The organism is Halomonas sp. XH26 (assembly GCF_024138895.1).
GTDB classification, from domain to species: domain Bacteria; phylum Pseudomonadota; class Gammaproteobacteria; order Pseudomonadales; family Halomonadaceae; genus Vreelandella; species Vreelandella alkaliphila.
Window position 1 is genome coordinate 150,347 of sequence record NZ_CP071889.1, and the last position, 12,892, is coordinate 163,238.

Below are 12,892 nucleotides of genomic sequence, written 5' to 3' on the forward strand. Positions count from 1 at the left end.
GTGTAATTATACGTTTGCTGTACCCCTCCCGGCAAAGCTCCATATTGATATGGGGTCAGCGCTTGGCGTTTCCAGCGTGGATACAAAGCGCTAGAATGGACGGTTATCTCGGGCTGTTCAGCCCCTTTATTGACCACAAGGGTATTATGCGCAAGGTTTCCGCACTGCTGCTGGCCACTGAACGCCGTGCAATCAGCGGCTTAGCCGGGCTTTATGCGTCTCGTATGCTGGGGTTGTTTATGGTGCTGCCGGTGTTGGCGCTTTACGCTGACACCTTAAGTGGCGCTACCCCATTGTTAATTGGTGTCGCATTAGGTGTCTATGGACTAACTCAGGCAACGCTACAGATCCCCTTTGGGCTGCTGTCAGACCGTATTGGTCGTAAGCGCGTTATTGCCATGGGCTTACTGATTTTTGCCGTAGGAAGCGTGGTCGCTGCTATGGCAGACTCCATTGGCGGGGTTATTTTGGGTCGCGCGCTGCAAGGCTGTGGTGCCGTTGCTGCAGCGATTATGGCGCTACTGGCCGACCAAACCCGTGAGCAGGTGCGGACGGCGGCGATGGCCACGATTGGGCTCTCCATTGGCGTGTCGTTTGCGATTGCCATGGTTCTTGGCCCCTGGCTGGCGGCTTGGGCGGGCCTAGCGGGCGTTTTTTGGTTTACGGCGCTGTTAACGCTCGTCGGTTTAGTGGTGCTTTGGCGATGGGTGCCGCCCGCACCACGCCGTTTGCGCCACCGCGATGTGGGGATGGATCGCCAGCAGTTTAAAAGTGTTATTACGCGCCCCGATTTATGGCGGCTAGATCTGTCGATTTTTTCGCTGCATCTGGTGTTAATGGCGATTTTTGTTGCTGTTCCTTTCCGTCTATTAAATGCAGGCGTCGCGATTGAGTATCACGGGCTGGCTTATCTAGCGATTATGGCGCTGTCGTTTATTGCTATGGTGCCGCTGGTGATCGTGGCCGAGAAATACCAGCGCATGAAATTAATATGCTTGCTGGCAATCGGCGCCATTGTCATTAGCTTGGGCAGCCTGGGGCTGCCATTCTCCCAAGAGAGCTGGCTGTTCGCATGGCTATTTGTTTTTTTTACAGGATTTAACTTGCTCGAAGCCACGCTGCCATCAATGCTCAGTAAGTTGGCGCCCGCGGGTGCTAAAGGCACCGCGATGGGGGTGTACTCTACCAGCCAGTTTTTGGGTGCTTTTTTAGGAGGCACGCTGGGTGGCTTGTTGTCGAATCTATGGGGGCTTGATGCGGTGTTCTTCGGCTGTGCAGGGCTAGCGCTGCTGTGGTGGCTGGCGATGTGGCGTATGCCGTCACCACCGCCTCTCTCCAGTGAAGTCGTGGCACTACACGATACGCAGCCTGATGCATTAAATCTGTTGATGGAACATCTTGCTGATGTCGTGGGCGTGGAAGATGTAATGGTGGTGCCGGAGGAGCGCTTGATGTACCTGAAAGTGAATCGCAAAGAACTCGATCAAGCAGCGCTGACGAGATTGTTATCACCACCTAAGACGTAACGACCATCTCTGATCATTTGTACAGCAAGCGTTTACACCTCCAGGTTTAAACACATAGCGAAGCTTTTACACACATTTGCTGCATGGCATTCAGGCCTGTCAGCCGTATCAGTGATACCCTTGAGGGCACTGGTATTGATATATGACCGATTATTGAAAGGAGCGACCTATGGCGCGCGGTATTAACAAAGTCATCTTGATTGGTAACCTGGGCCAAGACCCTGAAGTACGCTTTACGCCCTCAGGAACGGCGGTAGCAAACCTGAATTTGGCGACGTCTGACACCTGGATGGACCGCCAAAGCGGACAGCGCCAAGAGCGTACCGAGTGGCACCGCATTGTGTTGTTCAATAAAACCGCTGAGATTGCCCAGCAGTACCTGAAAAAGGGCTCTAAGGTATACATTGAAGGTCGCCTACAAACCCGTAAGTGGCAAGACCAAAACGGTCAAGATCGCTACAGCACGGAAATTGTGGCCAACGATATGCAGATGCTAGATAGCCGTGGCGGCGATTTCCAGGGTGGCGGAGCCCCTCAAGGTGGTTACGCACAAAATAACCCTGCGCAAGGTGCGCCGGCTCAGCAGCAACCCGCACCGCAGCACTCAGCTCCTCAGCATGCGGCCCCTCAGGGTCATCAGGGTGGCGGTATGCCACAGCAGGGTGGTTACCCTCCCCAGGGCGGTGCTCCTCAAGGTAACTATGGCGGCGCGCCCCAGCCTGCTCGCGGGCCACAGCAAAACCAGCCAGCCCCGGCTAATCAAAACAGCAATTATGGGGCCCCCGATCCAGGCAACTTCGATGATTTTGACGACGAAATTCCGTTCTGACCGCCTGAACTGAATAGTTCGCCACATTCCTGGGGTTAGGTGAGAGGGAGGTTCTGTCTTGAAGCTGCTGATACTAGATGCGGGGCACTGCTTAAGTTTGGCATTAGCCCGAGAAGCCAGTCGTCGAACGGATACTGAGCTTGTTATTGAGCAGGGTACTACGATTACCTCCGCTCAACTCCAGGCGATAACACCTGATGCGGTGATTATTCCCCCATTAGCGCACCCGCTCAGTATGGCACCTGCCGATGTAATGGCACACGCTGATGCCGTTGATGTCTGCGTCGATGCATGCCAAGCACAAGGCATTGCGTTGGTGTGGTGTGTTTCAGACCAGCTTTACGAAGACGGTTTTGAAATCCCCATCGATGAACATGTGGTGCCTGCTCCCAGGGATGAGAGCCTGCGCCGCTTAGTGCAAGCGGGCGATCGTATTCGTGCTGAGTATCACCGACATCTCATTGTTCGCTTAGGCCCCTTGTTTGCGCTGGAAGGCAGCCATGCGTGGCTAAACGAAATAATCGACAGCTTGATGATTGGACAGTCTGCTCGCGCCGCTGAGGATGTCATTTTTTGCCCTACGTCTGCCGATGCTGTCGCCATGGCGTTGATAGGCATGCTGCAGCAGCAAGTCTGTGGGGCCGATGCTTGGGGGGCTTACCACTTAGCGGGCACCGAGCCTGTCAGTGCGTTTACATTTACCTCAATGGTTCGCACCCAACTGGCAACCCATCTGGAAGGTCGCGGCGAAAGTGTCGCCCTTGGCGAAGTACAAGCACTTAATCATCACCATGATGCCAAGCTGCGGCGAGTCCTTAATTGCCGCCGTGTTCTTGATGTGTTTGGTGTTCACCAGAAGCCATGGCGGCTGGAGGTAGGACGAATGCTGGATGCGTGGTGTTTGAGGCGGGAACAACAGCAGGGCGAAGGGACAGGAGAGTTGGCTTGATCAATCTGGTTCGCAGCTTGGTTTTTTATGTGGGATATTTTTCTGCCATGCTGTTGATTGGCGTTCTTTTTTGCCGATTGCACCGTTTTTGCCGTTGGCTGCCCGTTATCGTTTGCTAAACCTCTATAACCATTTTTTGATGGCGTGGTTCAAAGTTGCGTGTGGCGTGCGATACGACATTCAGGGGCGAGAAAATATTCCGGCGGGCCCCTGTGTGATCCAGGCCAACCACCAATGTGAGTGGGAAACGGTATTTCTGCAGGTGATGAAGCCGCCCGTTTGCACGGTATTAAAGCAGGAGTTATTGCGACTGCCTATTTTTGGTTGGGGATTACGTCTGTTGCGGCCGATTAGTCTGGATCGCTCGAAGCCTGCCCGCGCTATGAAGCAGGTGTTGACGCAGGGTGTCGCGCGACTGGGAACGGGGCTTTCAGTGCTTATTTTTCCAGAGGGAACGCGTGTCGACCCAGGGGTTCGAAAGCGCTACAACAAGAGTGGTAGCGTGGTGGCCTGCCGAGCAGGTGTGCCGGTGCTACCAGTGGCACATAATGCTGGTGAGCGCTGGCCTGGTCGCCATTGGGTAAAGCGCCCCGGCGTGCTTCGGGTTCGTATTGGTGCGCCTATAGAAACTGCAGGCCGTACACCCGATGAGGTACTGGTGGATGTTGAAGCCTGGATTGAAGGGCAGTTGCAAGAGATTTCAGAGGTGCCTCGGCCAACTTCTCGTTAAGTTAAGCAACCTTTAGATGAACATAAAAACGGCGCCTTAAGGCGCCGTTTTTATAGCGTATTGCACATGCACTGCATGACTAGGAATTAGCCATTAAAGCGCTGAAAAACCAAGCAAGCGTTAGTGCCGCCAAACCCAAAGCTGTTGGAGAGCACTCGGTCGATGGTAACGCCATCACGTCGCTCTCTAACGATGTCAAACCCATCTGCCTGCTCATCAAGATTCTCGATATTAGCTGAGGCAGCGACGAAGTCATTTTGCATCATTAGCAGCGAATAAATTGCTTCTTGAACGCCGGTTGCGCCTAACGAGTGGCCGGTAAGCGACTTGGTTGAGCTCATAGCAGGTGTGGTATTGCCAAATACCTCACGGATCGCCTTCAGCTCAGCCACATCGCCCACCGGTGTAGACGTGCCGTGGGTGTTAATATAATCAATATCACCCTTAACCGTCGCCATGGCCTGACGCATGCAACGCGTCGCACCTTCCCCGGAAGGGGCAACCATATCGTGGCCGTCGGAGGTGGCGCCGTAGCCAACCAATTCGCCGTATATCTTGGCGCCACGGGCTTTAGCATGCTCCAGCTCTTCAAGCACTAACATGCCACCGCCACCAGCAATGACAAACCCATCGCGAGCTTGATCATAAGGGCGAGAGGCTTTCTCTGGCGTATCGTTGTAATGAGTTGAAAGGGCACCCATCGCATCAAATAAGCAAGAAAGGGTCCAGTGCTCTTCTTCGCCACCACCGGCAAACACGATATCCTGCTTACCAAGCTGGATTTGTTCCATCGCACTACCAATGCAGTGAGCAGACGTCGCGCAGGCGGAGGAGATAGAAAAATTAACGCCTTTTATCTTAAATGGCGTTGCCAAGCATGCTGACACGGTGCTGCCCATCGTGCGGGTAACACGGTATGGCCCTACACGGCGTAGGCCTTTTTCGCGCATGACATCGGCTGCTTCTACCTGATTTGCACTGGATGCCCCGCCAGACCCGGCTATAAGCCCAGTCCGTTCGTTGGACACCTGCTCTTCAGAGAGCCCCGAATCCTCAATGGCTTGTGCCATAGATACATAGGCATACGCTGCCGCGTCGCCCATAAATCGGCGAAGTTTGCGGTCAATGAGAGAATCAAGGTCGATGTCGACGCTACCCGCGACATGGCTACGGAAGCCGCGTTCGGCGTACTCTTCCTTAAAACGAATACCGCTGCGCCCGTTTTTGAGCGCGTCTAAGACCTGTTGCTGGTCGTTGCCTAAGCACGATACGATGCCAAGGCCGGTGACTACCACTCGTCGCATGGGAGCCTCCTGTCAGAAATTCGCAGTGGAGGTGAATAGGCCAACGCGCAAATCATTAGCCTGGTATATATCGCGTCCGTCGACGGACACAGTGCCGTCGGCGATGCCTAGAATAAGTCGGCGGGTAATAATGCGCTTCACATTAATGTGATACGTTACTTTTTTCGCGTCGGGTAGAATCTGGCCGCTGAATTTAACGTCGCCACAGCCCAGTGCACGTCCACGACCTGGGTGGCCAAGCCAACCCAGGTAGAAACCCACAAGCTGCCACATGGCATCTAGCCCCAAACAGCCTGGCATGACTGGGTCACCGGGGAAGTGACAATCAAAAAACCACAGGTCCGGAGTGATGTCCAGTTCGGCAATTAGCTCGCCTTTACCATGCACACCACCTTCTTCGTGAATGTGCATGATGCGATCGAGCATCAGCATGTTGGGTGCCGGAAGCTGTGCGTTTCCTGGGCCAAATAGCTCGCCGCGCGAGCAGGCCAGTAGTTCTTCGCGATCAAAGGAATGTTGCTTGGTCACTGAATCGTTCCGAGTATCAAGATGGTAGTTGGGTCTAGTCTACTTCCCGAAACCTCTGAATGCACGTTGTTGGGCACTTATCGTGTTTTCTCTACAGCTTTTTACCTGTCAGCCGATAGAGGTTGTTAGTATTTCGTTATTTCAAATACGCGATTCTGCACAATAAACGCCCTATTGACGTAATATGGTGTATCCATGTTTTTTTGTTAAGCGGCATGATGCCAGATCTGTAACCCATGCCCTATTTGGCTCATTTATAGGACACACTAAACCGCCATGTGGCTGTCTGTTTCTCTTAATCGTCCGCTGGTGTGGGTGGCGCTAATAGCGCTGCCCGCTTGTGTGTGGGTGCCTGACTCGGCGTTACGTATGGTGGCGGCCAGCTTGGTTGCATTTGGCATGTGGGATGCTTGGAACCAAATACGCCAACAACATTTACGGCTACGTCTTTCGCAAGATGCAATAGGGTTGGCGAGTGACGCCATTGTCATCAGCGATGTGCATAATCGCGTCTTGACGGTCAATCCCGCCTTTACTCAAATTACCGGCTTCGAAAGCCAGGAAATGATTGGCCGTAAGCTAGAGACGTTGGCGGCTCAGCGTCACGATAAAGCGTTTTATCAGACGTTTTGGAGCACGTTAAAGGCGACTGGCCGTTGGGAGGGCGAGATGTGGAATCGCCGCAAGCACGGTGATGAGTACCCTGAGTGGCTAAAGGTCCGTGCGGTTACCGACAAGCGTGGCAAAATTACTCACTTTATCAGCCTCTTTACCGATATTTCCTCCCAAAAAGCACGCGAGCGTGATCTGCGCCGAATTGGTTATGAAGACCCGCTAACGGGATTGCCAAACCGGCGGCGCTTACACGATCTGATGTCCTCTCGGCTGCGCCATCTGCGAGCAGGTGAAAGTTTGGATATGGCGTTGATTGATATTGATGGGCTCAAATCGGTGAATGACAGCTTAGGGGTCGAGCAGGGGGATCGTTTGTTAGCGCGCTTTGCCCAACGATTAACGGGTTATATGGCTGGCAGCGCAGTGGGTAGGCTGGGAGGTGATGAATTTATGGTGATTCGCACGACCACCTTTGATGACCATGATCAGTGGGTAGCGACCCTGCGTGAGCACATGAGCCGACCATTCGAAATAAAAGATCAATCGCTACGTCTGGGGTTAACGATTGGTAGCTGTCGTGCCCCTGAAGATGGCAGTGATTCCGGCGTGCTTTTTCAGCGGCTAGAGTCTGCCTTATATAGTGCCAAACGCTTAGGGCGTAATCTCAGCCAGCGGTTTCGCCCCGCGCTGGATAAACAAGATAATCCCCAGCTTGCTCTGGTGAGCGATTTGCGGGCCGCGTTGATATCCGGTGATCAGCTGGAGCTGCATTACCAAACGCAGCATCATCCAGGAACTGGCGATTTAGTGGGTATGGAAGCGCTGCTGCGCTGGCGTCACCCTGAGGATGGCATGATCTCTCCGGGCGATTTTATACCGCTTGCTGAACGTCATGGATTGATGGCCGAACTCGGTAGTTGGGTGATCGAAAAAGCCTGTGCCCAGCAGGCGCACTGGCAATACAGCGGTATGCCGAAAGTGACGGTATGGGTCAATATTTCTGCGCTGCAGCTTTTTCAGGGAGACCTAGAAACTCAGCTGTCTAGTTGTTTAGAACGCTACCAACTAAAAACGTCGCAAATTGGCTTGGAATTGACAGAATCTGTTTTGCTGGACGAGCGTGCCGGGGATATGGGGCCTCGCCTGCAGGCGCTGCGTAACCAAGGCTATGCGATTGCAATCGATGATTTTGGTACTGGCTATTCATCGCTTGGTTATTTGAAGCGATTGCCGGTAGATAAAATTAAGCTAGATCGTGCGTTTATTCGTGAACTGCCTCATGATCAAGCAGATGCCGCTATTGTCACGGCTGTGTTGGCGATGGCAGAGGGGATGGGACTGGAAGTGGTCGCCGAAGGCGTAGAAACTCAAGCGCAATGTCAGTTTCTGATTAACGCCGGTTGTACGTTAGTGCAAGGGTTCTATTTTGCTAGGCCCTTACCTGCTGCGGAGCTTGAGCAACGTTGGGTGCCGCGCATACTGGCTGAATCAATGCCTTCGTAAATGCTAAACGCCATGCTAGAAGCAAGTATTAATGAACGCCAGAAGCAGCGACTTTGTAGTTAGCGTAACGACTGATACACAAACACAGCACTGCCCAAATAATGGCCTGTGCCGGCAGTAACCAGGGGGCTAAGCTAACGCCGGTGAGCGTTGCGCCGCCAACATAGGACAGTGGCCCGCTGACCGCACCGCAAACCGCCGCAATCATTGGGTATTGCCACAGCCAAGCAAGCGAGTGAAATACTAGTGTTGCAAACAGCGGCCACAACATCCAAAGCCACAGTGGCAGTAAACCAGCCACCAAGGTGTGTTCACCGAAGTCGAAACCTCCTGCCAAATGAAGGCCTCCATCCAACGCTAACCCCAATAGCGCAAACGCACCAATGAAACGCCATTCGCCGGGCTTGGCGCAGCGCCAGAAATGCCAGCCTAGCAGCGCACTTCCCATAATGGCAGCTACCCATGACCCCCCTAGAACGCACAGCAGCCAGCCCACTTCGAAGCGTAGTGCGTTGAACAGCAAGCTTTGCCAGCGTGGGCTAGCCATTTATAGTGCGCCCGTTAACGGCTCGGGTTTGGCGGCTGGTTTCGCCAGCAACAAGTGGCACGTACCAATAGAGCGCTCAATAAAGCCCCCCTCGCAGTAGCACAAATAGTAACGCCACATGCGAATAAACCGTTCGTCGTACCCTTGTTGCCTTATCTGCTCTAGGCTGGTTTCAAAGCGATGGCGCCACTCGCGTAGAGTGCGGGCATAGTGCTGGCCAATTTCATCAAGCGCGACTACGTTCAGTGAGGTTTTGCGCATCACACTGGTTAGCATGGCGTGATGAGACGGCAAAAAACCACCGGGGAAAATATAGCGCTTAATAAAGTCCATATCCCGCTTGGCTTCTTCAAACCGTTGGTCTCGGATAGTGATGGCTTGCAGCATAGCCTGGCCATCGTCGGTCAGCAGGCTGTCGACCTTTTCAAGGTAGGTGTTCAAATACTGGTGGCCGACGGCTTCAATCATCTCAACAGAAATAAGTCGATCGTAGTGACCTGTCAGCTCACGATAATCCTGCTTTAACAGAGTGATTTTATCGTCGAGCCCCTCTTCTTTAATGCGACGGGCGGTATGGGCGTACTGCTCTTCAGAAATGGTGGTGGTAGTGACATGGCAGCCACGAGTTTTGGCGGCGTGTATTGCAAGACCACCCCAGCCAGTACCAATTTCTAGCAAGTGATGTTCTGGGCGTACATCTAGCTTTTCGAGCATGATATCGAGTTTGTAGGTAGACGCTTCTTCCAGGCTGGCTTCTGGATAAGGGAAAACAGCGCTCGAGTACATCCAGTGGCGTTGATCAAGAAACGTGGCAAAAAGGTCATTGCCAATATCGTAGTGTGCCGAGATATTACGCTTTGAACCGGAAAGGCTATTACGTTGGAAGCGATAGGCAGCGCCAAGCAGCCAGCGGGCGAAACGAGCGCTTCCGTTTTCCATTTTACCGTTTACGTGATCCAAATTGGCCGCAAACAAACGCACCAAGGCCACTAAGTCATCAGCATCCCAGTCGCCATCCATATAGGATTCAGCTGCGCCCACTGTGCCACCAAACGCGAGCCTTTTCCAGGCGCGGGAGTGACGAATCACGACGGTCACTTGAAGTGGCCCTTCTTGACCCAGGTGGTGACACTGGTTGCCTTCAATTAAGGTAATACGGCCACCCTGGAAGGCATCTAATTGAGTCATCAGGCGAGGCTTCAACCAGCGAGTGAAACCCTGGTTGGCCTGCTGCTGGCGGGTACAACTGCCTGGCAGATGATTCCCAAGGAAGCCAATCCAGACGTCACTATCCCGATTATTTACGTCTCGCTTTCGCTGGAAGGCGTTAGCCCGGAAGATGGTGAGCGCCTGCTAGTTCGCCCAATGGAGCAGGAGCTGCGTGGAATCGAAGGGCTGCGCAAATTTACCGCCCAGTCTAGCGAAGGTCATGGGTCGGTAACGCTGGAGTTTGATCCTGGCTTTGATCCGGATACAGCGCTTTCTGATGTACGCGAACGCGTGGATATCGCCCGCAGTAGCTTACCGGATGAAGCGGACGAGCCTCGGGTCATGGAGGTTAACGTCTCTGAGTTTCCAGTGTTGAGCATCGGCCTTTCCGGCGAGTTGGATACTCGAGAACGGGTAACCATTGCGCGTCGCTTAAAAGAGGAAATAGAGGGCATTGCCGACGTTCTAGAGGTCGATATTGCTGGCGACCGCGAGGACTTACTCGAAATTGTCGTTGATCCACTGGTACTGGAAAGTTACGGCGTTGATTTTGATACGCTGTTTAATCAAATCTCACGCAATAATCGCCTAGTTGCTGCGGGCAGCTTGGATACCGGCGCCGGACGGCTAGCACTAAAAGTACCGGGCATTATCGAATCGTTAAACGATGTCATGGACATGCCGGTGAAAGTTGACGGCGACCAGGTGGTTACGTTTGGCGATGTTGCGTGGATTTTACCGACCTACAAAGATCCCGAAGGATTTGCCCGCATCGACGGCCAACCTGCGGTAGTGCTGGAAATTTCCAAGCGCGCTGGGGCAAATATCATCGCCACCATTGACGCCGTCAAAGAGCGCTTTGCCCAGGCAGGCGACCTGCTGCCGGAACAGCTGCGTATTACCACGATTTTGGACGAGTCGGTTACCGTTCAAAACATGCTCTCTGAGCTGTTAAATAACGTGCTCACCGCAGTGGTGCTGGTATTAATTGTTGTCGTAGCCGTGATGGGTTGGCGCATGGCGCTGCTGGTGGGCCTGACCATACCCGGCGCGTTTTTAACCGGCATTCTACTGGTTTGGGCATTTGGTTTTACGCTCAACATTGTGGTGTTATTTGCGCTGATCTTAGTGGCTGGCATGCTAGTGGATGGTGCGATTGTAGTCAGCGAGCTCGCTGACCGAAACCTGCACGAGGGGCAGTCTCCCCACCAGGCTTGGCTGAATGCCGCAACACGCATGAGCTGGCCGGTTATTGCCTCTACCGCGACAACGCTTGCGGTATTTATACCGCTGCTGTTTTGGCCAGGCGTGGTAGGCCAGTTTATGAAGTACCTGCCTGCCACCGTCATCTTGTGCCTTCTTGCGTCGCTAGCCATGGCTCTGGTGTTTTTGCCTACCCTGGGGCGATTGTTTACCCGCACATCCCATACAGCAACTGCGGGTGCTGGCCCGGTCGACGAAAGCACGTCGCTTGGGCGCGCCTATCGCCGCGTACTCGGACGTTTACTGCAGCATCCCACCTGGGTGCTCGTGTTTGCGGTGCTGTTAATTGGGTTGATTTATACCGGCTATGCTCGTTTTAATCATGGCGTTGATTTCTTCCCCAGCGTAGAGCCGGACAGCGCGCAAGTGCTGGTACGTGCCCGAGGCGATTTTTCCGCTGAAGAAACCGACACCATCCTGAAGCGGGTGGAAAGCCGGCTGGGCAGCATGGGAGAAGTCGAAGCCCTTTATGCACGCTCTTTTGCGGTGCCTAACCAGCAAATGGGCAATGATGTGATCGGGATGTTGCAGTTTCAGTTTGTCGACTGGTACCAGCGCCGCCCTGCCCGCACGATTTTGGCTGACATGGCCAAGCGCACTCAAGATCTACCGGGGATAACGCTAGAGTTTCGCGAGCAGGAGATGGGGCCTGGCGGCGGCAAACCTATTGTGCTCGAAATCAGCGCCACAGATCCAGACATCGCAAACGCCGGCGTTGACCAGATTACGGCACTAATGCACGAGCTAGGCGGCTTTACCGACATCCAGGATAATCGCAGCCTGCCCGGGGTCGAATGGCAGGTAAAAGTTAACCGTGAAGCCGCTGCCCGCATGAGCACCGATATCACCACCATTGGTAGTGCTGTACAGCTACTGACCACTGGCCTTCAAGTGGCCAACTACCGTCCCCCCACCGTTACTGATGAGGTGGATATTCGCGTGCGCTTACCGGAACACTGGCGCACGCTCAACCAGCTTGAACGACTGACGATCAACACCCCACGAGGCCAAGTGCCTATTGCTCACTTTGTAGACATTACGCCCGCCCCCAAAGTAGGCACCCTGAATCGTATTGATGGACGCCGTGCGATTACCGTTGAGGCAGATTTAGCACCAGGCTATTTAGCGGACGAGCGATTGCGAGCGCTACTAGATGCAGGCCAAAGCCAACTTGACGATAGTTTGATGGTTAATGTGGCGGGTGAACAAGAAGATCAGCAGGAATCCATGCAGTTCTTGATCAGCGCTTTCTTGATCGCGATTGGGCTAATGGCACTGATTCTGGTGACACAGTTCAATAGCTACTATCAAGCAGCGCTAGTGCTATCGGCCATTGTGTTCTCCACTGCGGGCGTTTTGATGGGGCTGCTCATTACTGGCCAAGCGTTTGGTATTGTCATGGTGGGCATGGGCATTATCGCCCTGGCAGGTATTGTCGTTAACAATAATATCGTTTTGATCGACACTTACAACGAGTTGCGCGGCCAAGGCATGCCCCCAACCGAAGCGGCACTAGAAGCAGGCACCCTGCGCTTACGCCCAGTGCTTCTCACCGCCATTACCACCGTGCTGGGGTTAATGCCGATGGTGCTGGGAATCAACGTTAATCTTTTTGCACCCGCGCTAGGGTTTGACGCCCCTTCCGCCCAATGGTGGACACAAATGTCCAGCGCGATTGCAGGTGGCTTAACCTTTGCCACTGCCCTAACGCTCTTGCTAACGCCTTGCATGTTAGTAATAGGCGGCAAGGTGAGGCGTGAGAAGTAATAGGTGAGGTGTGAGACTGCATAGCAGGGGCGGCTGGGGCACCGTTCGCGGGTGCCTCATTTGCTCGTGCCTCGCAAGATTCGTTACGCCGCGCTACAAAACATACTGAACTCACAGGGGTT

General features: G+C 53.7%; 9 protein-coding genes and 1 pseudogene. 6 read left to right on the forward strand and 4 right to left on the reverse strand.

What is annotated here, in order from left to right:
• The first annotated feature begins 146 nt into the window (after positions 1 to 146).
• The 4 genes and pseudogenes from J4377_RS00675 (at position 147) to J4377_RS00690 (ending at position 4,034) form a co-directional block, all read left to right on the forward strand.
• Positions 147 to 1,526, forward strand: coding sequence for an MFS transporter (locus J4377_RS00675; RefSeq protein WP_038486465.1), 1,380 nt, complete (start codon positions 147 to 149; stop codon positions 1,524 to 1,526).
• Between the two features lie 169 nt (positions 1,527 to 1,695).
• Complete coding sequence (locus J4377_RS00680) at positions 1,696 to 2,355, forward strand: single-stranded DNA-binding protein (RefSeq protein ID WP_120385950.1); 660 nt, start codon at positions 1,696 to 1,698, stop codon at positions 2,353 to 2,355.
• Between the two features lie 58 nt (positions 2,356 to 2,413).
• Entirely contained in the window at positions 2,414 to 3,304 is an 891-nt protein-coding gene (locus J4377_RS00685) for a sugar nucleotide-binding protein (protein ID WP_038480276.1), read from the forward strand.
• Positions 3,301 to 4,034 (forward strand): annotated as a pseudogene (locus J4377_RS00690) (lysophospholipid acyltransferase family protein). The gene J4377_RS00685 and the pseudogene J4377_RS00690 overlap by 4 nt, the downstream one beginning before the upstream one ends.
• 86 nt (positions 4,035 to 4,120) lie before the next feature.
• Here the strand turns inward: J4377_RS00690 and fabB are convergent.
• A complete protein-coding gene (gene fabB, locus J4377_RS00695; RefSeq protein ID WP_038480282.1) occupies positions 4,121 to 5,338 on the reverse strand; it encodes a beta-ketoacyl-ACP synthase I in 1,218 nt (405 codons plus the stop codon).
• A gap of 12 nt (positions 5,339 to 5,350) precedes the next feature.
• On the reverse strand, positions 5,351 to 5,866 hold the full coding sequence (gene fabA / locus J4377_RS00700; protein WP_038480285.1) for a 3-hydroxyacyl-[acyl-carrier-protein] dehydratase FabA: 516 nt from the start codon (positions 5,864 to 5,866) through the stop codon (positions 5,351 to 5,353).
• A 276-nt stretch (positions 5,867 to 6,142) separates the two neighbouring features.
• Between fabA and J4377_RS00705 the strand changes: the two genes are divergently transcribed.
• On the forward strand, positions 6,143 to 7,984 hold the full coding sequence (locus tag J4377_RS00705; RefSeq protein ID WP_253486386.1) for a bifunctional diguanylate cyclase/phosphodiesterase: 1,842 nt from the start codon (positions 6,143 to 6,145) through the stop codon (positions 7,982 to 7,984).
• A 28-nt stretch (positions 7,985 to 8,012) separates the two neighbouring features.
• Here the strand turns inward: J4377_RS00705 and J4377_RS00710 are convergent, their stop codons facing one another.
• Both J4377_RS00710 and J4377_RS00715 read right to left on the reverse strand, forming a co-directional pair.
• Positions 8,013 to 8,531 carry a DUF2878 family protein gene (locus tag J4377_RS00710; protein ID WP_253486387.1) on the reverse strand — a complete coding sequence of 173 codons (519 nt, stop codon included), beginning with the start codon at positions 8,529 to 8,531 and terminating at the stop codon, positions 8,013 to 8,015.
• Positions 8,532 to 9,719: a cyclopropane-fatty-acyl-phospholipid synthase family protein gene (locus J4377_RS00715; RefSeq protein WP_253486388.1), complete on the reverse strand. Its 1,188-nt coding sequence runs from the start codon at positions 9,717 to 9,719 to the stop codon at positions 8,532 to 8,534. It lies immediately after the preceding gene.
• On the opposite strand from J4377_RS00715, the gene J4377_RS00720 reads away from it, so the two are divergent.
• A complete protein-coding gene (locus J4377_RS00720) occupies positions 9,711 to 12,770 on the forward strand; it encodes an efflux RND transporter permease subunit (protein WP_253486389.1) in 3,060 nt (1,019 codons plus the stop codon). The genes J4377_RS00715 and J4377_RS00720 overlap by 9 nt on opposite strands.
• Positions 12,771 to 12,892 lie beyond the last annotated feature (122 nt).

What these genes read in the sequence shown, in the direction of transcription:
- J4377_RS00675 (WP_038486465.1), top strand. Translation starts at nt 147, where the DNA reads ATGCGCAAGGTTTCCGCACTGCTGCTGGCCACTGAACGCCGTGCAATC.
- fabB (WP_038480282.1), bottom strand. Translation starts at nt 5,338, where the DNA reads ATGCGACGAGTGGTAGTCACCGGCCTTGGCATCGTATCGTGCTTAGGC.
- J4377_RS00710 (WP_253486387.1), bottom strand. Translation starts at nt 8,531, where the DNA reads ATGGCTAGCCCACGCTGGCAAAGCTTGCTGTTCAACGCACTACGCTTC.
- J4377_RS00705 (WP_253486386.1), top strand. Translation starts at nt 6,143, where the DNA reads ATGTGGCTGTCTGTTTCTCTTAATCGTCCGCTGGTGTGGGTGGCGCTA.
- J4377_RS00680 (WP_120385950.1), top strand. Translation starts at nt 1,696, where the DNA reads ATGGCGCGCGGTATTAACAAAGTCATCTTGATTGGTAACCTGGGCCAA.
- J4377_RS00715 (WP_253486388.1), bottom strand. Translation starts at nt 9,719, where the DNA reads ATGACTCAATTAGATGCCTTCCAGGGTGGCCGTATTACCTTAATTGAA.